The 22,082-nt window shown below is 54.6% G+C and carries 30 protein-coding genes and 1 pseudogene; 24 read left to right on the forward strand and 7 right to left on the reverse strand.

From position 1 onward, the window contains the following. The first annotated feature begins 285 nt into the window (after window positions 1–285). From SJY13_RS18295 to rplP, 6 genes are all read left to right on the forward strand, one after another. Complete coding sequence (locus SJY13_RS18295) at window positions 286–858, forward strand: TetR/AcrR family transcriptional regulator (protein ID WP_085823147.1); 573 nt, start codon at window positions 286–288, stop codon at window positions 856–858. Window positions 859–1,123: 265 nt separating this feature from the next. Then, the gene (gene rplB / locus SJY13_RS18300; protein ID WP_008757664.1) at window positions 1,124–1,966 is read left to right on the forward strand and encodes a 50S ribosomal protein L2; all 843 of its coding nucleotides are present in this window, start codon (window positions 1,124–1,126) and stop codon (window positions 1,964–1,966) included. Between the two features lie 3 nt (window positions 1,967–1,969). Then, window positions 1,970–2,248, forward strand: a complete 279-nt coding sequence (rpsS, locus tag SJY13_RS18305; RefSeq protein WP_005980699.1) for a 30S ribosomal protein S19 — start codon at window positions 1,970–1,972, stop codon at window positions 2,246–2,248. A gap of 3 nt (window positions 2,249–2,251) precedes the next feature. Further along, window positions 2,252–2,632, forward strand: a complete 381-nt coding sequence (gene rplV / locus SJY13_RS18310) for a 50S ribosomal protein L22 (RefSeq protein WP_085823146.1) — start codon at window positions 2,252–2,254, stop codon at window positions 2,630–2,632. Next, window positions 2,632–3,342, forward strand: coding sequence for a 30S ribosomal protein S3 (gene rpsC, locus SJY13_RS18315; RefSeq protein ID WP_037311761.1), 711 nt, complete (start codon window positions 2,632–2,634; stop codon window positions 3,340–3,342). Before rplV ends, rpsC begins: the two co-directional genes overlap by 1 nt. A gap of 12 nt (window positions 3,343–3,354) precedes the next feature. Further along, window positions 3,355–3,768 carry a 50S ribosomal protein L16 gene (gene rplP, locus SJY13_RS18320; protein ID WP_085823145.1) on the forward strand — a complete coding sequence of 138 codons (414 nt, stop codon included), beginning with the start codon at window positions 3,355–3,357 and terminating at the stop codon, window positions 3,766–3,768. 72 nt (window positions 3,769–3,840) lie between these two features. On the opposite strand, the gene SJY13_RS18325 is transcribed toward rplP, so the two are convergent. Continuing rightward, window positions 3,841–4,386 carry a peptidoglycan-binding domain-containing protein gene (locus SJY13_RS18325; RefSeq protein ID WP_377192949.1) on the reverse strand — a complete coding sequence of 182 codons (546 nt, stop codon included), beginning with the start codon at window positions 4,384–4,386 and terminating at the stop codon, window positions 3,841–3,843. Between the two features lie 140 nt (window positions 4,387–4,526). Here SJY13_RS18325 and SJY13_RS18330 point away from each other — a divergent pair, with 140 nt between their 5' ends. The 3 genes from SJY13_RS18330 to SJY13_RS18340 all read left to right on the forward strand — a co-directional run bounded on the left by SJY13_RS18330 (window position 4,527) and on the right by SJY13_RS18340 (window position 6,566). Further along, a complete protein-coding gene (locus SJY13_RS18330) occupies window positions 4,527–5,147 on the forward strand; it encodes a 2OG-Fe(II) oxygenase family protein (RefSeq protein WP_377192951.1) in 621 nt (206 codons plus the stop codon). A gap of 60 nt (window positions 5,148–5,207) precedes the next feature. Beyond that, a complete protein-coding gene (locus SJY13_RS18335; RefSeq protein ID WP_377192953.1) occupies window positions 5,208–5,990 on the forward strand; it encodes an SDR family NAD(P)-dependent oxidoreductase in 783 nt (260 codons plus the stop codon). A 369-nt stretch (window positions 5,991–6,359) separates the two neighbouring features. After that, window positions 6,360–6,566 carry a cold-shock protein gene (locus SJY13_RS18340; RefSeq protein ID WP_058283510.1) on the forward strand — a complete coding sequence of 69 codons (207 nt, stop codon included), beginning with the start codon at window positions 6,360–6,362 and terminating at the stop codon, window positions 6,564–6,566. Window positions 6,567–6,630: 64 nt separating this feature from the next. Here SJY13_RS18340 and SJY13_RS18345 read toward each other — a convergent pair whose 3' ends face one another. Next, window positions 6,631–7,002, reverse strand: a complete 372-nt coding sequence (locus tag SJY13_RS18345) for a hypothetical protein (protein WP_377192955.1) — start codon at window positions 7,000–7,002, stop codon at window positions 6,631–6,633. A 345-nt stretch (window positions 7,003–7,347) separates the two neighbouring features. Between SJY13_RS18345 and rpmC the strand changes: the two genes are divergently transcribed. The 11 genes from rpmC to rpmD all read left to right on the forward strand — a co-directional run bounded on the left by rpmC (window position 7,348) and on the right by rpmD (window position 11,633). Next, on the forward strand, window positions 7,348–7,554 hold the full coding sequence (rpmC, locus tag SJY13_RS18350) for a 50S ribosomal protein L29 (RefSeq protein ID WP_085823140.1): 207 nt from the start codon (window positions 7,348–7,350) through the stop codon (window positions 7,552–7,554). 4 nt (window positions 7,555–7,558) lie between these two features. Further along, entirely contained in the window at window positions 7,559–7,789 is a 231-nt protein-coding gene (gene rpsQ, locus SJY13_RS18355; protein WP_085823139.1) for a 30S ribosomal protein S17, read from the forward strand. Window positions 7,790–7,864: 75 nt separating this feature from the next. Then, window positions 7,865–8,233: a 50S ribosomal protein L14 gene (gene rplN, locus SJY13_RS18360; RefSeq protein ID WP_085823138.1), complete on the forward strand. Its 369-nt coding sequence runs from the start codon at window positions 7,865–7,867 to the stop codon at window positions 8,231–8,233. Between the two features lie 2 nt (window positions 8,234–8,235). Continuing rightward, a complete protein-coding gene (gene rplX / locus SJY13_RS18365; RefSeq protein ID WP_377192957.1) occupies window positions 8,236–8,547 on the forward strand; it encodes a 50S ribosomal protein L24 in 312 nt (103 codons plus the stop codon). Next, on the forward strand, window positions 8,540–9,100 hold the full coding sequence (gene rplE, locus SJY13_RS18370; protein WP_085823136.1) for a 50S ribosomal protein L5: 561 nt from the start codon (window positions 8,540–8,542) through the stop codon (window positions 9,098–9,100). The genes rplX and rplE overlap by 8 nt, the downstream gene beginning before the upstream one ends. Window positions 9,101–9,119: 19 nt before the next feature. Then, window positions 9,120–9,425 carry a 30S ribosomal protein S14 gene (gene rpsN / locus SJY13_RS18375; RefSeq protein WP_010437098.1) on the forward strand — a complete coding sequence of 102 codons (306 nt, stop codon included), beginning with the start codon at window positions 9,120–9,122 and terminating at the stop codon, window positions 9,423–9,425. Between the two features lie 13 nt (window positions 9,426–9,438). Next, a complete protein-coding gene (gene rpsH / locus SJY13_RS18380) occupies window positions 9,439–9,831 on the forward strand; it encodes a 30S ribosomal protein S8 (protein ID WP_085823135.1) in 393 nt (130 codons plus the stop codon). A 12-nt stretch (window positions 9,832–9,843) separates the two neighbouring features. After that, on the forward strand, window positions 9,844–10,377 hold the full coding sequence (rplF, locus tag SJY13_RS18385) for a 50S ribosomal protein L6 (RefSeq protein ID WP_085823134.1): 534 nt from the start codon (window positions 9,844–9,846) through the stop codon (window positions 10,375–10,377). Between the two features lie 11 nt (window positions 10,378–10,388). Further along, on the forward strand, window positions 10,389–10,748 hold the full coding sequence (gene rplR / locus SJY13_RS18390) for a 50S ribosomal protein L18 (protein ID WP_085823133.1): 360 nt from the start codon (window positions 10,389–10,391) through the stop codon (window positions 10,746–10,748). A gap of 114 nt (window positions 10,749–10,862) precedes the next feature. Continuing rightward, entirely contained in the window at window positions 10,863–11,432 is a 570-nt protein-coding gene (rpsE, locus tag SJY13_RS18395; RefSeq protein WP_085823132.1) for a 30S ribosomal protein S5, read from the forward strand. Window positions 11,433–11,444: 12 nt separating this feature from the next. Then, window positions 11,445–11,633 (forward strand): 50S ribosomal protein L30, encoded by a 189-nt coding sequence (gene rpmD / locus SJY13_RS18400; protein ID WP_377192960.1) that lies wholly within the window; start codon window positions 11,445–11,447, stop codon window positions 11,631–11,633. 187 nt (window positions 11,634–11,820) lie between these two features. On the opposite strand, the gene SJY13_RS18405 is transcribed toward rpmD, so the two are convergent. From SJY13_RS18405 to SJY13_RS18415, 3 genes are all read right to left on the reverse strand, one after another. Then, entirely contained in the window at window positions 11,821–12,525 is a 705-nt protein-coding gene (locus SJY13_RS18405; protein WP_377192962.1) for an SDR family NAD(P)-dependent oxidoreductase, read from the reverse strand. A 118-nt stretch (window positions 12,526–12,643) separates the two neighbouring features. Continuing rightward, window positions 12,644–14,299: an FAD-binding oxidoreductase gene (locus SJY13_RS18410; protein WP_377192964.1), complete on the reverse strand. Its 1,656-nt coding sequence runs from the start codon at window positions 14,297–14,299 to the stop codon at window positions 12,644–12,646. A gap of 87 nt (window positions 14,300–14,386) precedes the next feature. Next, a complete protein-coding gene (locus tag SJY13_RS18415; protein WP_085823127.1) occupies window positions 14,387–15,007 on the reverse strand; it encodes a glutathione S-transferase family protein in 621 nt (206 codons plus the stop codon). Here SJY13_RS18415 and SJY13_RS18420 point away from each other — a divergent pair. Further along, a complete protein-coding gene (locus SJY13_RS18420) occupies window positions 15,001–16,074 on the forward strand; it encodes a LysR family transcriptional regulator (protein WP_377192966.1) in 1,074 nt (357 codons plus the stop codon). The two genes, SJY13_RS18415 and SJY13_RS18420, sit on opposite strands and share 7 nt — an antisense overlap. A gap of 578 nt (window positions 16,075–16,652) precedes the next feature. On the opposite strand, the gene SJY13_RS18425 is transcribed toward SJY13_RS18420, so the two are convergent. Beyond that, a complete protein-coding gene (locus SJY13_RS18425; protein WP_377192968.1) occupies window positions 16,653–17,537 on the reverse strand; it encodes a LysR family transcriptional regulator in 885 nt (294 codons plus the stop codon). Between the two features lie 281 nt (window positions 17,538–17,818). Here SJY13_RS18425 and SJY13_RS18430 point away from each other — a divergent pair. From SJY13_RS18430 to SJY13_RS18440, 3 genes and pseudogenes are all read left to right on the forward strand, one after another. After that, window positions 17,819–17,995 (forward strand): annotated as a pseudogene (locus tag SJY13_RS18430) (VOC family protein); the annotation flags it as partial. Beyond that, window positions 17,992–18,888, forward strand: a complete 897-nt coding sequence (locus tag SJY13_RS18435) for an NAD(P)H-binding protein (RefSeq protein WP_377192970.1) — start codon at window positions 17,992–17,994, stop codon at window positions 18,886–18,888. The pseudogene SJY13_RS18430 and the gene SJY13_RS18435, both read left to right, overlap by 4 nt. Before the next feature lie 592 nt (window positions 18,889–19,480). Next, entirely contained in the window at window positions 19,481–21,163 is a 1,683-nt protein-coding gene (locus SJY13_RS18440; protein WP_377192972.1) for a KAP family P-loop NTPase fold protein, read from the forward strand. Window positions 21,164–21,426: 263 nt separating this feature from the next. On the opposite strand, the gene SJY13_RS18445 is transcribed toward SJY13_RS18440, so the two are convergent. Next, window positions 21,427–22,077, reverse strand: a complete 651-nt coding sequence (locus tag SJY13_RS18445) for a hypothetical protein (protein ID WP_377192974.1) — start codon at window positions 22,075–22,077, stop codon at window positions 21,427–21,429. Window positions 22,078–22,082: the final 5 nt, after the last annotated feature.

Raw genomic sequence — 22,082 nt, forward strand, 5'->3', positions numbered from 1 at the left:
GCGTGAAGGGCACGTTGAGATGGTTCTGCTCTGTTGTTGCAGCACCGGCCGCAAGATTTTCTTCCCAGGTTTGCGCAGTTGCAGTTGCGGCAATGACGCAAGCTGTCGCGAGCGTTGCTGATAAAAGCTTCTTAGGCATCGTACATCCCCCTTGAGGTCAAAAAATCCTATCCATTCGAATATGTATATTAGATACCTTTTGGTATGCTCCATACTTAATGGTCTGTAAAGTACTTTTTGGTATGTACGCCTTGACGGAACGCAATTTTGGCTTAAAAACAGGGCATGCGCGACGCTGAAAAATCCCTGCCTCTTCCTAGATATGACCGTGAAAGATGGTTAGAAACAGCCCTTAATGTCCTTGCGACAGAGGGGGGTGCACGGCTGCGAATCGACTCTCTCGTCAAAAACCTGGGAGTTACGAAGGGCAGCTTTTACCACCACTTCAAAAACCGTGATGAGTTTGTTCGGGCGCTGATCGACTACTGGTCCAAGGAGTTTACGGAGTCGGTCATCAACGATGTCAATACGTCCGAGGCTTCAGCGTCAGAGCGCCTGTTGTCGTTAACGCAATATGTAGAGTCAGAAGGACTTGATCAATTTGATATTGCTTTCCGATCTTGGGCGGCTCAGGACGCCGTCGTGGCCGAAGCCCTGAAAGAAGTCGATCGCAGGCGATATGAGTTTGTGAAGGGGGTTTTTGAGGCTATTGGATTTGAGGGTGCCGAACTAGAAATGCGGGTCAGGTTGTTTCTAGTATTTGTCAGCGCGCGCCGGTCTGTGTACACGCCACAAAGCGCGTACGATTCAGCAAGCGAAACACTCCTGAGGCATGAGTTTCTCACTCAAAAACGCTAATTGTTATGCGAACCAACAATAGGTTCTAAAAGCGCTCCTTCGATCAGGGAAAAAAGGGTAGTGAGGCACATATATAATGTTCTTGATTTCTATAGACACCCACCCCCAACACTGCTAAATGCACCCAATCTTGCGGCCTCGGATTCGTTCCGGGGCCTATGATATTTGAAACCGGGGACCTTCGGGGCCCTATACCTTTGGCACCTACGGGGGCCTATCACATAGCGGGGAACACCCCGCACTTGCTAAACGGAAGACAGAAAGCATGGCACTCAAGTCGTACAAGCCGACGACGCCGGGCCAGCGCGGGCTGGTGCTGATCGACCGTTCGGAGCTTTGGAAAGGACGTCCGGTCAAGTCTCTCACTGAGGGTTTGACCAAATCGGGCGGCCGGAACAACACCGGACGGATCACTTCACGCCGCCGCGGCGGTGGCGCAAAGCGTCTCTACCGGATCGTTGACTTCAAACGGAATAAATTTGATGTCGCGGCAACCGTTGAACGGATCGAATATGACCCGAACCGGACCGCATTCATCGCACTGGTAAAATACGAAGACGGCGAGCAGGCATACATCCTGGCTCCGCAGCGTCTGGCTGTTGGTGACAAAGTCGTGGCATCCGCCAAGGCTGACATCAAGCCGGGCAACGCAATGCCGTTCTCGGGCATGCCAATTGGTACCATCGTCCACAACATCGAGATGAAGCCTGGTAAAGGTGGTCAAATCGCACGTGCGGCCGGTACTTACGCTCAGTTCGTTGGCCGCGATGGCGGCTACGCTCAGATCCGTCTGAGCTCGGGCGAGCTGCGCATGGTCCGTCAGGAATGCATGGCCACCGTTGGTGCCGTGTCGAACCCCGACAACTCCAACCAGAACCTCGGTAAAGCCGGTCGTATGCGCCACAAGGGCGTGCGTCCGTCGGTTCGTGGTGTCGCTATGAACCCGATCGATCACCCGCACGGTGGTGGTGAAGGTCGTACTTCGGGTGGCCGTACACCGGTTACGCCTTGGGGTAAGGACACCAAGGGTAAGCGTACCCGCAACAAAAACAAAGCGTCCCAGAAGCTGATCATCCGCTCGCGGCACGCCAAGAAGAAGGGACGTTAATCTATGTCTCGCTCTGTTTGGAAGGGTCCTTTCGTCGATGCTTATGTGCTTAAAAAAGCCGAAGCAGCGCGCGAGTCGGGCCGCAACGAAGTTATCAAGATCTGGTCGCGTCGTTCCACCATTCTGCCCCAGTTTGTGGGGCTGACCTTTGGTGTGTACAACGGCCAGAAGCATATCCCCGTCAACGTCTCGGAAGACATGATCGGTCAGAAGTTCGGTGAGTATTCGCCAACTCGGACCTATTACGGTCATGCCGCAGACAAAAAAGCGAAGCGGAAGTAAGTCATGGGCAAGGAAAAGAACCCCCGCCGCGTGGCCGAAAACGAAGCAATGGCGAAAACCCGCATGCTCCGTACCAGCCCGCAGAAACTGAACCTGGTTGCGCAGATGATCCGCGGCAAGAAAGTTGAGAAGGCTCTGACCGACTTGACGTTCTCGAACAAGCGTATCGCGCAGGACGTCAAGAAGTGCCTGCAATCCGCAATCGCCAACGCCGAGAACAACCACAACCTGGACGTTGACGAGCTGATCGTCGCCGAAGCCTGGGTTGGTAAGAACCTGATCATGAAACGCGGTCGCCCGCGGGCCCGTGGTCGGTTCGGCAAGATTCTGAAGCCGTTCTCGGAGATCACCATCAAGGTGCGTCAAGTTGAGGAGCAAGCCTAATGGGACATAAAGTCAATCCGATCGGCATGCGCCTGCAGGTGAACCGCACCTGGGACAGCCGCTGGTACGCAGATACCAAGGACTACGGTGATCTTCTGTTGGAAGATCTGAAGATCCGTGAGTTCATCAACAAAGAGTGCAAGCAAGCCGGCATCGCCCGTGTGATCATCGAACGTCCGCACAAAAAGTGCCGCGTTACGATCCACACTGCACGTCCGGGCGTTATCATCGGCAAGAAAGGCGCGGACATCGAAGTTCTGCGCAAGAAAATCGCCCTGATGACAGACAGCGAACTGCACCTGAACATCGTCGAAGTGCGCAAGCCCGAGCTTGACGCGCAGCTGGTTGCCGAGTCCATCGCTCAGCAGCTGGAGCGCCGGGTTTCGTTCCGTCGCGCGATGAAGCGTTCGGTTCAGAACGCCATGCGTATGGGCTCTCTGGGTATCCGGGTGAACGTCGCTGGCCGTCTGGGCGGCGCTGAAATCGCACGGACCGAGTGGTACCGCGAAGGCCGTGTGCCTTTGCACACGCTGCGCGCCGACATCGATTACGCACAAGCCGAAGCGATGACCCCCTATGGGATCATCGGGATCAAGGTCTGGATCTTCAAAGGTGAGATCATGGAGCACGATCCGCAGGCACGTGACCGTAAAGCACAGGAACTCCAGGACGGCCCTGCACCTCGTGGTGCTGGTGGCGGTCGTCGCTAAGGAGGGAAAGATATGCTTCAACCAAAGCGTACTAAATTCCGCAAGATGCACAAAGGCCGGATCAAGGGTGAAGCCAAAGGCGGCTCTGATCTGAACTTTGGCACCTATGGTCTGAAAGCTCTTGAGCCTGAGCGTGTAACTGCACGCCAGATCGAGGCTGCACGTCGTGCCATGACGCGTCACATGAAGCGTCAGGGCCGTGTCTGGATCCGCATCTTCCCCGACACTCCGGTCACTGCAAAGCCGATCGAAGTTCGTATGGGTAAAGGTAAAGGTTCGGTCGACCGCTGGGCATGCAAGGTCAAGCCTGGCCGCGTGATGTTCGAGATCGACGGCGTCAATGACGACATCGCACGTGAGGCCCTGCGCCTGGCTGCGATGAAGCTGCCGATCAAGACCCGCGTCGTGGTTCGCGAAGACTGGTAAGCGATTGGGGGCGACCCCGACCGTGACAAGATTGACCCCCGTCGGGAAACCGGCGGGGGTTTTTTCTTTTGATTATGAGAACCAGCCTTTTACCTTGCCCCAGACGGATTTTTCTTCCGGGACTTCGACGGCATTTCCGGCCACGACGTCGCTACCACTTATTTCTGGAAGCGGTTCACTTTCAAAATGCGCCTCATCTGGTTGCACAGCGGCTTTTTGAACTGTCTCTGCGGTTATCTCGGTAAAGCCAGACATTTTCGCCAGCGTTTCCGGGCCGGCCATGCCATCTGCATCCAGGCTGTTTTCCTGTTGAAATTCCGCTACGGCCGCGGCTGTGCCAGGGCCGAAGACCCCGTCGGCACCGATGCCAAGACCTTCCTGCAGTTTCTTGACCGCTGCCCCGCGCGACCCCTGTCGTAACAAAACCAATTCATGTAGCCCCAACGCTGAAAACGTGTCGGGGCCTGCAATACCGTCCACACCCAACCCTGCGGATTGTTGGAAATCCCGAACCGCTTGTTCAGTCCCGGGGCCGAATATGCCATCCGCACCAATTCCCAGCTTTTCCTGCAAGCGTTTTACCGGTGCGCCTGTTAGGCCCTTTTTCAAAATCGACAAAGCTTCCCTCCTACCAGTCCTGCAGGCACTCTCGCCTGCAAAACAAAGCTAGCAGTTTGCAGTTGGCTCAACGAAGGGGAATAATCACGGGATATTGACCTGCTCTCGCATCTGACAATGGGCTGCTGTATGACAGCCACATGCCACAGATTGAATCACTCTTCGTGACCCGCCTCTATCGCGCCGCCTTGTCCGAATTCGATCCCAAGATCGACCCGGAAGAGTTGGAAAGCTCCTGTCTTGTTATCGCCGAGGATGATGAGGCCGGGCAAGATTGGTGTGAGGAGAACGGCTATCCCGGATACACCAGCTATGCCTCTTTGACTGATCTGCCCTGGCGGTTCCCGATCTTTGCTGATCTGGTGAAAGTGCTGGACAGCCACGTCGCGGCTTTTGCCAAAGACCTGGAGTTTGATCTGGGTGAGGGCGAGCTGAAGCTGGAAGACATCTGGATCAACATCCTGCCAGAGGGTGGGATGCACTCCAGCCACCTGCACCCGCACAGCGTGATCTCGGGCACGACCTATGTGGCAATGCCCCAAGGAGCCAGTGCGCTAAAGCTGGAAGACCCGCGATCCGGTCGGATGATGGCCGCACCGACGCGCCTCAAGACCGGGCGGCGGGAGTTGCAGCCGTTCATCTATTTGAAACCTGACGTTGCGGACGTGTTGCTTTGGGAAAGTTGGTTGCGCCATGAAGTGCCCATGAACATGTCTGAGGACGAACGGATTAGTGTCAGCTTCAACTACAGCTGGGGCTAAATCGCGGTCCTTCCAGCGCTGAATGCGCTACAACATTACATGACCTGAACGGAGGGTTTCATGACCAAAACGGCACTCGTCACCGGCGCATCGTCAGGGATCGGACGCGAATTTGCACGCTATCACGCTGCACAAGGCGGTGACGTCATCATCACTGCCCGTCGTGCCGAGGCTCTTGAAGAGCTAAAATCTGAATTGGAATCCAAACATGGCGTTACCGTGACGGTCATCGCTCTGGATTTGGGGGCCGAAGGCGGGGCGGCAAAACTGTATGACGCCGTCAAGGCCGCCGGAGTTAAGGTCGATTACCTGATCAACAACGCTGGGTTCGGCGGTCGCGGCGCGTTTCTGGATCGGGACCTGTCTGAAGATCTCGATATGATCCGGTTGAACGTCGAAGCGTTGGTTTCGCTCTGCCATATGTTCGGCAAGGACATGGTTGCAGCAGGGGGCGGCAAAATCCTCAATGTCAGTTCGACTGCCTCATATATGCCCGGTCCGTTGCAGGCGACCTATTTTGCCACCAAGGCCTATGTCTCGAACTTCAGCCAGGCGCTGGCCGAAGAACTGCGTGGCACAGGCGTGACCGTTACGGCGCTTGAGCCCGGATATGTTCCGACAGAGTTTGCCGCGCGGGCCGATCTGGACGGCACGAAACTGGCCTCGCAGAAAGGCATGACGCCAGCGGGCGTCGCCAAGATCGGTTATGACGCGATGATGGCGGGCAAGCTGAACGTCATCAATGAAAAATCTCTGGCCTTTACCTTGAACTGGGTCCTGCCTTTCCTGCCGCATCGCATGCGCCTGAACATGGTTCGGAAAATGCAAGAAAAGGACGCTTGATCCGCCGCCCACGCGGACGACAATCGAGGGACTCGAATCAGTGCACCTTAGTCGAGACCAAGACGAGGTGTCGCTTGCCCTTGGAAAACCATCTGGGCGAAAAAACGCCGACGAAGAGGGTAGCCGAAGGCGGCATCCTCTTTGTTTTCAGGCAATAAGGGTTGGATCAGGCATCGCTGTATGCAACCCTTTTTCACATCGTTTGCCAAAAGGTCTTGATATTTAGTCCATCTTAGACGATGTCAGGGGCGCTAACGTTTTTCTTTTTCGACCACTGTCTCCCGATTCTCGGCGTTCAGTCTTTCGATCCAGACGACTACGCCGCGCTGCCGCAATTCCGCGGGCAGCATTTTAAAGGAGATTACGGATATGGCTAATGGCACCGTAAAATGGTTCAACGCAACTAAAGGTTTTGGCTTCATCGCACCTGAGACCGGTGGCAAAGATGTGTTTGTACACATTTCTGCTGTTGAGCGCTCGGGTCTGACCGGCCTGGCCGACGACCAGAAAGTGACATTCGACATCGAGCCCGGCCGTGACGGTCGTGAGTCCGCTGTGAACATCGCGCTGGCGTAAGTCTTTCAGACTTTGACAGTTTAAGACGCGGTCCTGTGCAAACAGGGCCGCGTTTTTTTGCGCCCTACTTTGCAGACACGCGTGCGCGGAATTTTGGAAAACCGATGCAATTTCCATTGACCGACCCCGATTTGTACGCTCCGTTTTTGAACTTGAGATCAAACTTCATCACGCTGCCCGAAGAACAGCTTCCCTGTTTGGAAATTGTTGCGTCGAACTGAATTCGATCATCTGTCACTTTTCGAATGGCGATGCCTTCCGGTGTAATCCCATGACCGGGAAGAACCTGCGGAGTATCGTTGGCAATGGCGACATCCATTTTCCAGGGCCGGCTGGAATTAATGGTCAGCGTCCACTTCCCATCAGGTGCGGCCGAAGCAAGCGTTGCGGTTACCAGTGTGGCGAACGTGAAAACAGATAGCTTAGATAACTTCATGAAATCCCTCGTTACTCAAGTTGCAAACAATAATAGCCCTCGACACTAAGGGGCCGATGGTTGCGAGATCAAAAGGAATGCGGATTGGGCGTGCATCTTAGTAGTGGGCAAGGTATCTGGATGCCGACAAAACGACGTTGAATGGTCGTCTGGGTTAAGGCAGTTGTTCGAATACTGAATAAGCCTCTAACTTTCCCTTGCCACCCACCAGCTAACCCCCTATAGAGCGGCATCTTGCGTGTCCCCCGGCCGAGTCGGGGGATTCGTATGTCTATCATTCATCCACCAGGTCAAAGGTGACCCTGACACGGGGCCTTCTGGTGTTTTGAGCAAAGGAAAAAGGCGATGAACGCCCAAGAACTGCGTGACAAGACCCCGGACCAGCTCCGCGAGGAACTGGCCAACCTGAAGAAAGAAAGCTTTAACCTGCGCTTTCAACAGGCAACCGGTCAGCTGGAAAGCACCGCCGGCATCAAAGCGGCCCGCCGCAACGCTGCCCGCGTCAAAACCATTCTGAACGAAAAGGCCGCTTCCGCGGCATCCGAGGAGTAATCAGATGCCCAAGCGTATCCTGTCCGGCACCGTAACCAGCGACGCAAACGAGCAGACCGTAACCGTTTCGGTTGAACGCCGCTTCAAGCACCCGCTGCTGCACAAAACCGTTCGTAAGTCCAAAAAATACCGGGCTCATGACGAAAAGAACGCCTTCAAGGTCGGCGACACAGTCCGCATCATCGAATGCGCGCCGAAATCGAAGACGAAACGTTGGGAAGTTCTGGAAGCGTAAGCCTCCGGGATTTTCCATTAGTCGAAACCCTGGGGGATCTAACCAGACCAGCCCCCACAGGTCGGGAGAAACCACATGATCCAGATGCAGACCAATCTGGATGTCGCTGACAACTCCGGCGCACGCCGAGTTCAGTGCATCAAGGTCCTGGGTGGTTCCAAGCGTAAATACGCCTCCGTTGGCGACATCATTGTCGTCTCGGTGAAGGAAGCCATCCCACGCGGCCGCGTAAAGAAAGGTGACGTCCGTAAGGCCGTCGTCGTACGCACCGCAAAAGAAGTCCGTCGCGAAGATGGCACCGCGATCCGTTTTGATCGCAACGCCGCCGTCATCCTTGGCAACAACAACGAACCCGTAGGTACACGTATCTTTGGCCCCGTTGTTCGTGAACTGCGTGGCAAGAACTTCATGAAAATCATCTCGCTTGCTCCGGAGGTGCTGTAACCATGGCTGCTAAACTCCGCAAAGGCGACAAGGTCGTCGTGCTGGCCGGCAAGGACAAGGGCAAAGAGGGGACTATTACCTCGGTCAACCCATCTGCCGGTAAAGCAGTTGTTGATGGCGTGAACATCGCGATCCGTGCCACTCGCCAGACTCAGAACTCGCAAGGTGGTCGCCTGCCTCAGGCAAACCCGATCGAGTTGTCAAACCTGGCTCTGCTGGACAAGAATGGCAAAGCAACCCGCGTTGGCTTCCGCATGGAAGGTGACAAGAAGGTGCGTTTCGCCAAGACCACGGGGGACGTGATCGATGCTTGATACCGCAAACTATACCCCGCGTCTGAAAGCTCAGTACGCTGAAACCATCCGTGCCGCTCTGAAAGAAGAGTTTGGCTATAAGAACGACATGCAGCTGCCCAAGCTGGAAAAAATCGTTCTGAACATCGGTTGTGGTGCAGAAGCTGTTCGTGATTCCAAAAAGGCCAAAGCGGCTGTTGCGGATCTGACAGCGATTGCTGGCCAACAGGCCGTTGCGACGCTGGCGAAAAAGTCGATCGCGGGCTTCCGCGTCCGGGAAGAGATGCCGCTGGGTTCGAAAGTGACCCTGCGCGGTGACCGGATGTACGAATTCCTGGATCGCCTGATCACCATCGCGATGCCGCGTATTCGTGACTTCCGCGGTGTAAAGCCGTCTTTCGATGGTCGTGGCAACTTTGCCATGGGCATGAAAGAGCACATCGTGTTCCCGGAAATCGACTTCGACAAAGTCGACGAGGTCTGGGGCATGGATATCGTAATCACCACCACAGCGAAAACCGACGCTGAAGGCAAGGCACTGTTGAAAGCGTTCAACATGCCGTTCAACGCCTGAGCGCCGGGAGGATAGAGACATGGCTAAAAAAGCAATGATCGAACGCGAGAAGAAGCGTGAACGCCTGGTGGCCAAATATGCCGCAAAGCGTGCCGAGCTTAAAGAAATCGCGAATGACGAAAGCAAGCCGATGGAAGAGCGTTTCAAAGCGCGTCTGAAACTGGCCAAACTGCCGCGCAACAGCTCGGCAACTCGTCTGCACAACCGTTGTCAGCTGACCGGTCGTCCCCACGCTTACTACCGTAAGCTGAAGGTCAGCCGTATCGCGCTGCGCGAGCTGGGTTCTGCTGGTCAGATCCCCGGCATGGTGAAATCGAGCTGGTAAGGGAGAGAATGATATGAACGATCCTATCGGCGATATGCTCACCCGTATCCGCAACGCGCAAATGCGTGGCAAGTCCACCGTTTCCACTCCGGCTTCCAAGCTGCGTGGTTGGGTTCTGGACGTGCTGGCGGACGAAGGTTACATCCGTGGCTACGAAAGCATGACTGGTGAAAACGGTCATCCGGCCATCGAAATCAGCCTGAAATACTACGAAGGCACTCCTGTTATTCGCGAGATCAAGCGGGTTTCCAAACCCGGTCGTCGCGTTTACATGGGCGTCAATGACATCCCGCAGGTCCGTCAGGGTCTGGGTGTGTCGATTGTCAGCACTCCGAAAGGTGTGATGTCGGACCAGAACGCACGCTCCAACAATGTTGGCGGCGAAGTGCTCTGCACCGTCTTCTAAGGAGGTCTGTCAATGTCTCGTATTGGTAAACGTCCGGTCGAACTGCCCAGTGGCGTAACTGCCTCGGTTTCCGGCCAGACCATCGAAGTCAAAGGCCCGAAAGGCGCCCGCAGCTTCACCGCAACTGACGATGTAACTTTGTCGGTTGAAGACAACGTGGTTCAGATCAACCCTCGCGGCATGTCCAAGCGCGCGCGACAGCAGTGGGGCATGAGCCGCACTATGGTCGCAAACTTGGTTGAAGGCGTGACCAACGGCTTCAAAAAAGAGCTGGAGATCCAGGGTGTTGGTTACCGGGCTCAGATGCAGGGCAACACCCTGAAGCTGAACCTGGGCTACAGCCACGACGTTGATTTCGTTGCTCCGGAAGGTGTCACCATCACCGCGCCGAAGCAGACCGTGATCATTGTGGAAGGTAACGACCAGCAGCAGGTGGGCGAAGTGGCGGCGAAAATCCGCGACTGGCGCCGTCCCGAGCCCTACAAGGGCAAAGGCATCCGCTACAAGGGCGAGTTCATCTTCCGCAAAGAAGGCAAGAAGAAGTAAGGACGCAAACAATGGCAAACAGCAAAAGAACCCTGTTTCTGAAGCGCCGCCTGCGCGTTCGGAACAAACTTCGCAAGGTCAACGCGGGGCGCGTGCGCCTGTCGGTACACCGTTCGAACAAGAACATCTCTGTTCAGCTGATCGACGACGTGCGCGGCGTGACCCTGGCCTCGGCCTCGAGCCTGGAAAAAGACCTGGGTATCGTTGGCAAGAACAACGTCGAAGCGGCCACGAAAGTGGGCGCGGCCATCGCCGAGCGTGCCAAGAAGGCAGGCGTCGAAGAGGCCTATTTCGATCGTGGTGGCTTCCTGTTCCACGGCAAGGTGAAGGCAGTTGCCGACGCTGCGCGTGAAGGTGGTCTGAAGATCTAAGACTTGCGGGCGGGTTTCGATCCGCCCCGATGATCCGGGGGCCTCGGCAGCAGTCGGGGCTCACTTGGATTGAACAAACGGCGTCAATAGCGCCACAGTAAAAGGGATGCCAAAATGGCAGAACGTGATAACCGTCGTGGCAATCGTCGCGACCGTGACGAAGCACCGGAATTTGCAGATCGCCTGGTTGCGATCAACCGCGTGTCGAAAACCGTAAAAGGTGGTAAGCGCTTTGGCTTCGCCGCTCTGGTGGTTGTTGGCGATCAGAAAGGCCGTGTCGGCTTTGGCAAGGGTAAAGCGAAAGAAGTACCCGAGGCCATCCGCAAGGCGACCGAACAAGCCAAGCGTCAGATGATCCGCGTGCAGCTGCGCGAAGGTCGGACCCTGCACCACGATATCGAAGGCCGTCACGGCGCCGGTAAAGTGGTTATGCGTACCGCACCTGAAGGTACCGGTATCATCGCCGGTGGTCCGATGCGTGCCGTGTTCGAAATGCTGGGCGTGAAGGACGTTGTGTCCAAGTCGCTGGGCTCGCAGAACCCGTACAACATGATCCGCGCAACCATCAACGGCCTGACCAAAGAGCAGAGCCCGCGTTCGGTTGCACAGCGTCGTGGCAAAAAGGTTGCTGACATCCTGCCCAAGCGGGACGAAGCACCGGCTGCTGCTGAAGCAGAAGCATAAGGAGAGCGAGCCATGGCAAAAACCATCGTCATCAAGCAGATCGGTTCTCCGATCCGCCGCCCCGCCGAACAGCGCGCAACCTTGATCGGTCTGGGCCTGAACAAGATGCACAAAACCCGTGAGCTGGAAGATACTCCTTCGGTCCGCGGCATGGTCAACAAGATCCCGCATCTGGTAGAGATCATCGAAGAGCGCGGTTAAGCGCTTTTGCGAAGAAAAAAGAAAACGCCTCCGACCTGTTCAGGGGCGTTTTTTTATCCGATTGTCTGTTTTGGGCCTTTTGCTGCCGTTACTACAGCAATCGCTTACGCAGAAAACCGCACAGTTTTTGCGGATAGCCGGCTTTTCAGCCTGAGTTTCATTGGTTACACGACAGCTTACCTTTGGTTCACCATTTTTCTCCATATGGGCGCAGTTCTACGTCAAACGACCAGGTAGACCGATCTTGATGGGCGATATGGAACACCTCAGCAGCGATGGCGTCGGGCTTGCTGAAAAACTCTTCCGGCATATCCGGATTGAAGGGCACGCGGGTCCATGGCGTGTCGATCGCAGCATCAATCACGACATAAGCCACATGGATGCCCTTTGGCCCCAATTCGCGGGCCAGTGACTGTGCAAAGATCCGCTGCGCCGCTTTTGTCGGCGCGAAGAGAGCGTAATTCGGGACACCGCGAAGGGCTGCCGTGTTGCCGGTGATGATGATGGCACCACTGCCGCGCTCGACCATTGCCGGGGTCAGTTCGCGTGCCATGTATAGCAGGCTCGTGGTGTTGACGCGGAAGTTACGCTCCAATTCTTCAGGATCTGCCTCTGTAAAGGGTTTGAAGGTGGCGCGTACAGCGTTATGAACAATCACCTCAGGCACCCCCATCTTTTCCTTCACCTGACGGCAAACACTGACAAGTTGGTCAAGATCCTCCAAATCGAACGCAAAAGCCTTCGAGCCCGGAAGCTCGTTTTCAAGGTCCGCCAAACGCTCAGGGTTGCGCGCCAACATGGCGACGCGATACCCGTCCCGCGCAAACCGGCGGGCGACAGAAGCGCCGGTTCCGTCACCGACGCCTGTGATTAAACAAACTTTGTGGTCCATGGGAATTCTCCTTCTTCCAAGCGTTGCTTTGACGGCCGTGCGGATCGATCGAGGCCCTGATGTCCCCGCGATGGTTGGAAACTCCTGAAGCGAGAGCCTTAGCCATCGTCACACCAGATCACCCGGCAGGGCCAAAGCTTTCGGTATGAATGTGCTCTGGGGATACGCCACGGCTTTCCAGGTCGGTCTGCAACTCACCCATGAATTTCACAGGCCCACAGATGAAGTAATGGGCATCGACATTGTTGATCAGCCGCGCCAGTAATGCCCCATCGATGCGCCCATGACTGTCATAATCGGTTCCAATTCGGTCACCGGGTGCGGGTTGGCTATAGGCGACATGCACGGTGAAAACCGACCGCGTGGACGCCAGATCGCGAACTTCCTCAGCCAGAGGATGGTGTTCGCCGTCTCTCGCTCCGTGAACAAACCAGACCGGGCAGTCACTACGTTCCTTCGCAACCGCGTGCAGTATACTCATCATCGGCGTGACACCGACGCCGGCGCTGACCAGCACCAATGGGCACTTATTGCAAGTCATCACGAAATCTCCGGATGGCCGACGGCTGTTTATGATTGCACCAATTTCGAGGTGATCATGAAGGAACTGCGAAGCGATGCCTTTCCGCTCACGTTTTACGGAGATACGATAGCGATATTGATCGGGGCCGTTGGACAGCGAGTATGTCCGACTGACTGGCTCGTTGATCCCCGGAATTTCAAGTTCGATCGGAAGATGCTGGCCGGGTTCAAATCCTGTCAAGATCCCTCCATCCCGCGCTTCAAAGATGAAAGAGGTGACATCGGCGCTTTCTGGCGTCTTTTCGACAAGCCGGAGCGACCGAACCGAACCCGCATCTGAGCTCCATCTGAGGCTGACCGCGGAGCGGGTCTCGACAATCTCGTCGATCTCTAACGTCAACAGCCGGCGCGCACCGGGAAATCTCGATAGTTCTTCGCTGTCCCAGTCGATGGATGCCCTGCCGGTTAATTGAAGAAAGCTGCCGCTGGTGAAATCGACAAAGAGAAAGCCGGCCTTCGGATCAAGGAGAATATTGCCAATTGTGTTGAAGTGGTTGTTGCCAGCGTAGTCGGGGAACCTCAGCCTCCCGTCATCCAGAACCTGGACGAAGCCGCGGTCGCCGCCGCGATGAGAGGCATCCATCCCATAAGTCGGGCTTTCGCCTTCTCCGCGATAGCCGCTTGCGATGAAAAATGTGTCGGCAGACGAAACCCATTGTTTCTGCTCGTTCGTGAGGCGTTGGCCTCTGATTGACTGGCCTGGAACAAAGTTATCCAGCCGGTGCCACTTTCTTTCTCGAATGTATTGCGGACAATTGCCGAAACTCTGGTCGACACAAAAATCGAAACCTGCAGAGGTAACTTCTGCGGCACGCCCGTTGACGCGGTTTCGTCTACGGGTCGCCAATTCGATTCCGAGAATACCAACATCGCTTCCGGGCAGAATGGCACCGTGCAACGCATCTCCGCGGGTGGGCAACCCGTCGATGGACAGCGTTTTGTTGTCCGGCGCAGTGATAAATCCATCTGGCCCTTCCAACAGCGTGACCCAGGGCCTGTCTTGTTCATCCCGGGCCGCGACCACCAGGAACGGAAGAGCAGTATGAAAGTTGCGGTGTTGTTCGGGCAGGTAGTCGCGAATAACTTGCCGTGCCCAGTCTTCGATATCTCGGACACCCAGCCGCGCTTGAGCCAACTGTTCGCCGTTGTGAAACGGGGAGGCACTGTAGTCACGCGGGTCAATGTCGGACATGGGATTTCTCCTGGGGTCGTGATGTCATTGTGGAAAACAAGGGAAGATAAATGTGCGCCCGGTTATCAGCCCGGGCGCTTTGGTTCTCTAGGCAGCCAGACCTACTTTGGTGCTTTGCATGGGCACGAAACCCGGCAAAGCCTCGACACGCGACAACAGCCCCCGGATATTGGGGTAATCGTCAAGCGAAACGTTCCCCTCAGGCGCATGTGCCGTGTAGCTGTATATCGCGACATCCGCGACTGTCGGAGTGGTGCCAACCAGCCAGTCACGCCCGTCCAGATGCGTTTCGAGACGATCAAATGCGGATTTGGCCACTGCCTTGGGACGCTCTGCGTCCAATTGAGCGCCAAAGACAGTGACCAGCCTTGCAGTTGCTGCACCGTGGGCAATATCCCCGGCGGCCAGCGACAGGAACTTCTGCACCTCGGCCTCGAGGACGGGGTCGGTGGGTAACCAGTCGGGGGCATATTTGCGGGCGAGGTAGACCAGAATGGCATTGGAGTCGGAGATGGCGGTGTCGCCGTCTTCGATGACCGGCACTTGTCCGGCCGGGTTCAGGGACAAGAATGGTTCTTTCTTGTGCTCGCCAGATAGCAGATCGACATCAACCAGTTCGTGATTGATGCCGCCAAATTTGGCGAAAAGCTCGACCCGGTGAGAGTGACCGGAAAGTGGATGGCGGTGAATACGGATAGCGCTTGGCATGGTTTTTTCCTTTCGGAGGGTTTTTCTGGGTGAGCACTGTTGCGGTACATCTGCTCACTGGAACAAACATGCCAAAGGACCGTTTCATTTATAATGACCTAATTTATTCAATGGCTGTGAACAAAATGGGTATAATGAACCAAGCGTCAATGAGGCGAAGGAGCAGGGCAATGGACACAATTGATACGATGAGAGCCTTTATGGCCGTCGCCCAAGAAGGTTCGTTCACAGCGGCAGGGAAACGTCTTGGTCTCTCGACCAAGTTGGTCAGTAAATACGTAGCGCAGTTGGAAAGCAGACTTTCAACCCAGCTGTTCAACCGAACAACGAGAAGTGTCTCTCTGACGGATGTAGGGGTGGCTTATCTTGAACGGTGCCGCCCTATTGTCGAACAAGTCGACGAGCTGGACGAGCTGGTGCAGGAAAGACAATCCGCGCTGGCGGGTCCGATCCGGATCACCGCACCAACCGGGTTCGGCAGCACCAACCTGACACAAGCCCTGGCTCCGTTCATGCTGGCACATCCGACCGTTGATATCGAACTCAAACTTTCGGATTCCAGAGTGGCTTTAGTTGAAGAAGGGTTCGATCTCGCCGTCAGAGTGGGAGTGCTAAGGGATTCGACGCTCATCGCGAAAAAACTTGCGGATATGCCGCTTATTGTCTGTGCGTCACCAGATTATTTGACCGCGCGGGGGAGGCCGGGTGATCCGATGGCGCTTGCCACCCACAACTGCCTTGTCGACGAAAACCCGGTTAACGCAACTGCATGGAGGTTCCGGACTGGAAAACGGGACTTTGTGGTCAAAGTCGCCGGCGCCTTCCATGCCAACGCACCGGCAGCAATTGCCAACATGGCGATTGCAGGCCTCGGAATTGCGCGCTGCCCGCATTACGTGGTGGCGCAGAACCTCGAGGACAGAACACTTGAACAACTCTTTCATGAATACGAGACAGAGAACTTTGGCCTCTATGCGCTCTACCCGCCCAATCGTCATCTGACTGCCCGGGTTCGAGCTTTGATAGATCATCTGGCAAACCACTTTGGATCTGTTGCGAAGTACTAACTGGTCGAAGTGATCTCTCCGGTCCAGCGTCTTAAACGACCAATTGCGCGAATTGACGAAACGGACAGAGTTTGGGCATGTGTTGACCTTTGCGGATCATGTGTGCCAGTTCGACCCGATCAAGAGGGCATACGGGCACGTTCTAAACTGGCCTGAGAGAAAACCCTCGTTCTTTCCAAATCAACCCCGCGGCCGTCTATTCTGAGTGGACGTGTTTGGCGATCAGTTGCGCAACGGATGGACCGGGGCCGACAAGCTCCAGCCCTTTGCGGTCAGGGTCGCGGATGCAAACGGTTTTTGTGCCGCGGAATTCCCTGCGCCCGGTGATAGCAATTTCGTTTTGGGTGACGAATGCTTCGGGTGCTTCCGCGTCGTACCCGTCCCCACAAACCCGGACAACAGCATCATGGTGACGAGAGGTTTTTATCAACTATCGGAATGTCAGATCCACGGATCAGTTCAACTTGGACAGCGCTGGATTTGCATAAGGCCGGTGGGGGCTCTGATGTGTAGAAAAGCGGGGTAGCAGCGAACGACCGCTTTCCGAAAATCAATGGACTGAGGCCTGCGGGCTGAGCCTACATTTTGATGTCTGAAACGACGATATCGAGAAGGAGCCGAGCGAGCTTGGGCAACGATGCGTTACCCGCATGGACGGCAAAAAGCTTGATTTCAGGAAAGCGCCAGTCTGGCATGACCTCGACCAGTTTGCCCGCTTGAAGCATATCTTGGCACAACGGTTCCGGCAACTCAGCGATGCCTTGGCCTGCAAGTACGGCAGCCTTTATTGCCGCGTAGTCGTTGATAGCAAGTTCGGGTTCGAAGCTGATGTTCGCAGTTTTCGTGCCCTTTGACAAAGACCACGTGACTTCCCGTTTTGAACCGAACCCAAACCCTATGCGCCTATGATCCGCTAAGCAACTTGGCTTGACCGGGAGGGCATTTACTGCTGCGTAACTTGGTGTCGCAACCAGCCGATGTCGATGCCGCATGATTGTCCGAGAGATCAAGTCCGGTTGGGTTGGTGCCGCCACCCGAAATGAGAGATCGATTTTATCGTCAACAAGATCCAACATGCGCTCAGATACCAGCACTCGCAGCTGCGCCTTTGGGTAACGCAGTTGGAAGGTCTCGATCGCATTGAGAAATACTGGCTCACACAGATTTGGCGGCATTGTGATTGTGACGGTTCCGGCTGTGTCAGTATGGCGATCATTCATTACCCTGTTGGCATGGGCAAGCGTCTCCAGTCCTTTGCGACAGAGGTCATAATAAGTTTCTCCGGCGTCTGTCAGCCTGATCTGTCGTTTGCTGCGATCAATCAGGCGCGTGTTCAGGTTGGCTTCAAGCTCGGACACTTTGCGACTGACTGTAGACAGCGGAGCATTTAGGGCGCGCCCGGCCTCGGTAAAGCTATTCAAACGGGCGACTTCTGCGAATACTGCGATGGCATCCAGCTGCATAGTATAACTTCAAAATATGGGATTTGGCTTTCAATTTTTCCTATTTCTTTGAAAAATGGAAGCATTAGTGTGACCTGCACATTAACGAGGATCGCCTGATGCCCCACATAAACAAAACGATCAACTACGTCGAGTTTCCGCTAACTGAGCCTGCTGAAACAAGGCGGTTTTATGAAACCGTCTTTGGATGGGAGTTTCAGGAATGGGGGCAAAACTAATTTAGTTTTAGTGGCGCGGGTCTTGAAGGTGGCTTCAATCGCGAAGACGGAAATCCAGCGCAAGCTCCCGGCGCATTGATTATTCTATTCGCAGATGATCTGGAAAAAACTCTTGCCGAGGTCAAGGCAGCAGGAGCAAAGATCATCCGCGATATCTACAGCTTTCCAGGGGGAAGACGATTCCACTTCGCTGATCCTAACGGAAACGAACTTGCCATTTGGGCCGAGGTGGCCGGATGACATTTCTTGTAACAGGTGCCACTGGCACAATCGGCTCTGAAGTTCTTCGGCTTTTTGCCGAACGTGGCGTGTCCGAAGCCCGTGCATTGGTGCACGACCCGAACAAAGTCGGACAGGTTGAAGCCCAGGGCGCAACGCCCTTGGTCGGTTCATTTGAAGATGAGGCGGCTTTGGCTACTGCAATGGCGGATGTTGAAACTGTCATCCTGATTACATCTGCCAACGCCTCGGCAGAAATCCAGGCCTTAAATTCAATCTGTGCGGCTCGCGCTGCGAACGTGAATAGGATTGTCAGAATATCCACGATCAAGGCCGACCCGGACGGGCCGACTAACAACACTCGAACGCATGGAAAAACCGAGACGGACCTTATCAAAAGCGGCATTGGATATGTCATACTGCGACCCAATCTGTTCATGCAAAGCCTCTTCATGGCTGCAGATCAAATTAGTCAACAGGGGCAGTTTTCATTTGCAATGGGCAGAGGTCGCATGGGGATGATTGACACCCGCGACGTCGCGGCTTGCGCTGTGGATTGTACTCTTTCAGATCAATGGGACGGTGAAGTGTTTGAACTGACAGGGCCCGAAACACTCAGCTATTTTGATGTGGCAATTGTTTTGAGCGATTTGCGTGGCAAACCAACCGCATATCAACCGATATCGCCTGAAGACATCTATTCTAAGACCGAGGGCATGGGATGGGGCGACTGGCCGGCCGCGTTGGCCAGAGATTACGGACAAGCCTACGCATCGGATTGGGGTAACTTCACAACCGGCAATGTCGAGAAAACCACCGGCACGTCGCCACGCTCGTTTAACGCCTTTGCAGCAGAGGTGTTTCTACCTGCGTTAGGCGAATTGCGAACTCAGACAAAGAAGGCCGCACGCTGAATGGCTGGTTCGTACCACTTTGCATGCGCTCTCGCCGGTGAACCTGCACCGTACCGCGAAACAATTGCAGGGTTGAGCCCATGGTGCGTAATGCCGCAATTTACACGAGTGTCGGCTTTGACTAGTGACAGTTGCTATAAGTACGTCAGCGACCCTTTGTAGAGCGAAGAGCCTTATTGCGGCAGTGATCGCGTTCATGCTGACCGGTCCTCAACTGTCACAGTTGTGCCAGAACTATGGTGAACGTTCGACACTGTAAGGACTCACAATTCACACGTTTCCTTCAAAACCAAAGTTGAGTGCCGTTCCGAAGAACTGGTGCTGAATTTAGAGTGTGATGGTACTATTTGGGTCAGAATCCGATCATTATCAGTGGCTGTAAGCCTACATCAAGCAACTGATCAATGCTGCGCTCGCCGCCCGCCTTCGTCGTGAAAGCAAAGCTGGACACTAGCCAAGTTCGCAGAACGCGTTTGGTGTCGACATTGAAAACTCAAAGGGGGTCCTGGAAACTGTACAATTGCAATAAGGCCCTTCTGGAAGTTTAATGCGGAATTGACGACGATCTGGAATTGAGCGATGGGCCAACCTCTTGACAGTTGATGCGACCGCCAACTTCAAATTGCTCCTTGACGTGCCAGAGGTTGAAAATCTGGCGCTCGATTTTGGTCGATTGGCCGACACTTTTGCTCAGATCGTAACGGTGTCCGAACCACGCTTTGCTATCGCGGTTTATGGAAGTTGGGGATCAGGAAAAACCACTCTGATGCGGGCTATCGACGCGAGGCTTGATCCCAATTTGAACGCCTCAGTCTGGTTCTCTGCGTGGCGTTACGAAAAAGAAGAGCATCTGCTGGTACCAATGCTCGATGTGATACGGGAAGGCGTTCTGAAATGGTCTGACAGGACAAGCAAGGGCCAAGCCAAGAACGCGGCGATCAAATTGGCCCGGGTGATTGGTGGCGTGACTTCTAGCCTGGTGGCAGGATTGTCGGCAAAAGCAAAAATCCCAGGCTTTGCGGAGTTTTCTTTTGATGCGAACAAAGCTCTGACTGCAGCGGAAAAACTGGACGAGAAAGACATTGAGGCACGAACGCCGCGATCTTTTTATCACGCAAGTTTCAATGCGTTGCAGGCTGCGTTTGCAGCATTCTCCAAGATGGGTGCGTCAAAAATCGTGGTCTTCGTAGATGACCTTGATCGTTGCTTGCCAGAGAAGACCCTTGAAGTCCTTGAATCAATGAAGCTGTTTTTCGATTTGTCTGGCTTCGTATTTGTTGCCGGCTTGGACCGGGACGTAGTCGAATTGGCCATCGAACACCGTTACTCAAAGTTCTCCGGCGAAAAGTCCGCCACCGCGACCAGACTGACGGGTGAACGATATCTACAAAAGATCTTTCAGGTGCAATTCAGTTTCCCGCCTGTCAACGTATCCGAAACAAACGATCTTTTGACAAACATTATCAATGGGGCTGGTCTGAAGGCACCACAGAAGAGGGAGCTCGAGAAAACGGTGCGGCCGTTCGTTGCGGAACTGACGACTGAAAGTGGGTTTAACCCGCGGGAATTCAAACGATTTATCAATAACTACACTCTTCAACGCAAGATCAACCCGCATCTGAACAAGGAAATCGTCCTCGCTATTCAGGTGATTGGCTTTCGCCCTGACTGGACATCAGTTGCTACTACACTGCAGGCATATCGCGATGTATTTGTACGAGCCCTTGGCACTTACCGAGACACTGGCTCACTTTCTGAACTTGAAGGGCTAATGATCGACGGTGGAAGGCCCCCGGCAACATTTTTGAAGTTCATATCTGACGACAAATTAGGGGGCAAACTCGCCAAGTTTAAACAAACAGGGGAGAACTACTCAATCGACGATTATTTGTTTTCAGGGGAAGCGACACAGGGCACGGACACCAGCGTGATCGACGCAATTCAAGCGGTTGCCGCGCTCAGGGGATCTATTTCGGAAATACCCAATAAATCCGAGACGAGGCTTAGTGACGTATTGAGCGAGGTCGGGTCTCAAGCAAGTCAAGCAGCGGAGCGCATGTTGTCTAACCCCGCCATGGCACCGATCCAGAAGCGCTTGGGCGACCTTTCGTCTCGCTGTCGGGTTCTTCCTCTGCGGCAACATCTGAAAGATCCAGAATTCAACGAGACTACATATAGTGATTTGAATGAGGAGGGCCAGAGTAGCATTATGAGTTTGGAAACAGAGCGTGCTCAGATCATGCAAGAGTTACAACAATACTACCGAACGTTCTGAAGCGGGACGTTGGTCCGGCCGATCAGGCGGCAACGCGCCTCTCTTAAAACACCCAGATTGAAAGCTTTGCGATGCGCTTTGAAGTAAGTTGCGTCGATTATGGTAGGTCGCAGCTAAAACCGGACATGTGGCTTTTACACGCAGGTCGGACACCGGGTTTTCGCCGCAGTCGCGGAAATTCTGTTCCGTAGCAAAAAAAGTGGGCATTTCTACTTAGAGGGACGAAGATTATTTTGTTTGCCGCGCTTTCATTCAAGAAAGAGTTAATGCCCGGTTAGGGCGGAATACAGTCCAAATACACCTACAATGACAAGGCTTAGCGCCCAGGCGATATCTAGGTTGAACCACGTTTTTGACAGGAATTTCAACCCCAGCCACCGGTAGATCAACACTGCGATCACCCCGCCGGCAAACGTCATTGACAGCGTATGGACGGCCGCAACAACAAATGCAGTTACGACGTTGCTTCCCATAAGTGAACGAGCTGCTGAATGACCCACATCATCGGCACCGATTGCACATATTCCCAAAAAAATAGGAACCAACATCAACCCCGCCCCGTGTGCCATGGCAGCCAGAAAGGACCATAGCGCAAGGCGTGCAGGATGTACGCGCGCCAGAAGCTTTGGGTGTCGCCGGTTGATCAGCAGATACAGGCCCATGGCGATGACCAATAGCCCTGCAACAATGCGCAGCTCGACCTCCCACTGCACAAGGACCATCATCAGCGAAAACGGGAGCAATATACCGACCATGGCCAGAAAATGCCCAGCAGCGAGCATGGCAAGCGCTTTGGGCATAGCGCTGTGTTTGCGCTCCATCAGGGCTGCTGAGACAGCAAGAGGCCAGCCCATTCCGGGGTTGATGCCATGATAGAGACCAGAAAAAATGACAGCCCACCATAGGGCTGTCATCGAAG

It is taken from the genome of Ruegeria meonggei (assembly GCF_042768335.1).
GTDB classification, from domain to species: Bacteria; Pseudomonadota; Alphaproteobacteria; order Rhodobacterales; family Rhodobacteraceae; genus Ruegeria; species Ruegeria meonggei.

What these genes read in the sequence shown, in the direction of transcription:
- SJY13_RS18295 (WP_085823147.1), top strand. Translation starts at nt 286, where the DNA reads ATGCGCGACGCTGAAAAATCCCTGCCTCTTCCTAGATATGACCGTGAA.
- rplB (WP_008757664.1), top strand. Translation starts at nt 1,124, where the DNA reads ATGGCACTCAAGTCGTACAAGCCGACGACGCCGGGCCAGCGCGGGCTG.
- rpsS (WP_005980699.1), top strand. Translation starts at nt 1,970, where the DNA reads ATGTCTCGCTCTGTTTGGAAGGGTCCTTTCGTCGATGCTTATGTGCTT.
- rplV (WP_085823146.1), top strand. Translation starts at nt 2,252, where the DNA reads ATGGGCAAGGAAAAGAACCCCCGCCGCGTGGCCGAAAACGAAGCAATG.
- rpsC (WP_037311761.1), top strand. Translation starts at nt 2,632, where the DNA reads ATGGGACATAAAGTCAATCCGATCGGCATGCGCCTGCAGGTGAACCGC.
- rplP (WP_085823145.1), top strand. Translation starts at nt 3,355, where the DNA reads ATGCTTCAACCAAAGCGTACTAAATTCCGCAAGATGCACAAAGGCCGG.
- SJY13_RS18330 (WP_377192951.1), top strand. Translation starts at nt 4,527, where the DNA reads ATGCCACAGATTGAATCACTCTTCGTGACCCGCCTCTATCGCGCCGCC.
- SJY13_RS18335 (WP_377192953.1), top strand. Translation starts at nt 5,208, where the DNA reads ATGACCAAAACGGCACTCGTCACCGGCGCATCGTCAGGGATCGGACGC.
- SJY13_RS18340 (WP_058283510.1), top strand. Translation starts at nt 6,360, where the DNA reads ATGGCTAATGGCACCGTAAAATGGTTCAACGCAACTAAAGGTTTTGGC.
- SJY13_RS18345 (WP_377192955.1), bottom strand. Translation starts at nt 7,002, where the DNA reads ATGAAGTTATCTAAGCTATCTGTTTTCACGTTCGCCACACTGGTAACC.
- rpmC (WP_085823140.1), top strand. Translation starts at nt 7,348, where the DNA reads ATGAACGCCCAAGAACTGCGTGACAAGACCCCGGACCAGCTCCGCGAG.
- rpsQ (WP_085823139.1), top strand. Translation starts at nt 7,559, where the DNA reads ATGCCCAAGCGTATCCTGTCCGGCACCGTAACCAGCGACGCAAACGAG.
- rplN (WP_085823138.1), top strand. Translation starts at nt 7,865, where the DNA reads ATGATCCAGATGCAGACCAATCTGGATGTCGCTGACAACTCCGGCGCA.
- rplX (WP_377192957.1), top strand. Translation starts at nt 8,236, where the DNA reads ATGGCTGCTAAACTCCGCAAAGGCGACAAGGTCGTCGTGCTGGCCGGC.
- rplE (WP_085823136.1), top strand. Translation starts at nt 8,540, where the DNA reads ATGCTTGATACCGCAAACTATACCCCGCGTCTGAAAGCTCAGTACGCT.
- rpsN (WP_010437098.1), top strand. Translation starts at nt 9,120, where the DNA reads ATGGCTAAAAAAGCAATGATCGAACGCGAGAAGAAGCGTGAACGCCTG.
- rpsH (WP_085823135.1), top strand. Translation starts at nt 9,439, where the DNA reads ATGAACGATCCTATCGGCGATATGCTCACCCGTATCCGCAACGCGCAA.
- rplF (WP_085823134.1), top strand. Translation starts at nt 9,844, where the DNA reads ATGTCTCGTATTGGTAAACGTCCGGTCGAACTGCCCAGTGGCGTAACT.
- rplR (WP_085823133.1), top strand. Translation starts at nt 10,389, where the DNA reads ATGGCAAACAGCAAAAGAACCCTGTTTCTGAAGCGCCGCCTGCGCGTT.
- rpsE (WP_085823132.1), top strand. Translation starts at nt 10,863, where the DNA reads ATGGCAGAACGTGATAACCGTCGTGGCAATCGTCGCGACCGTGACGAA.
- rpmD (WP_377192960.1), top strand. Translation starts at nt 11,445, where the DNA reads ATGGCAAAAACCATCGTCATCAAGCAGATCGGTTCTCCGATCCGCCGC.
- SJY13_RS18405 (WP_377192962.1), bottom strand. Translation starts at nt 12,525, where the DNA reads ATGGACCACAAAGTTTGTTTAATCACAGGCGTCGGTGACGGAACCGGC.
- SJY13_RS18410 (WP_377192964.1), bottom strand. Translation starts at nt 14,299, where the DNA reads ATGTCCGACATTGACCCGCGTGACTACAGTGCCTCCCCGTTTCACAAC.
- SJY13_RS18415 (WP_085823127.1), bottom strand. Translation starts at nt 15,007, where the DNA reads ATGCCAAGCGCTATCCGTATTCACCGCCATCCACTTTCCGGTCACTCT.
- SJY13_RS18425 (WP_377192968.1), bottom strand. Translation starts at nt 17,537, where the DNA reads ATGCAGCTGGATGCCATCGCAGTATTCGCAGAAGTCGCCCGTTTGAAT.
- SJY13_RS18435 (WP_377192970.1), top strand. Translation starts at nt 17,992, where the DNA reads ATGACATTTCTTGTAACAGGTGCCACTGGCACAATCGGCTCTGAAGTT.
- SJY13_RS18445 (WP_377192974.1), bottom strand. Translation starts at nt 22,077, where the DNA reads ATGACAGCCCTATGGTGGGCTGTCATTTTTTCTGGTCTCTATCATGGC.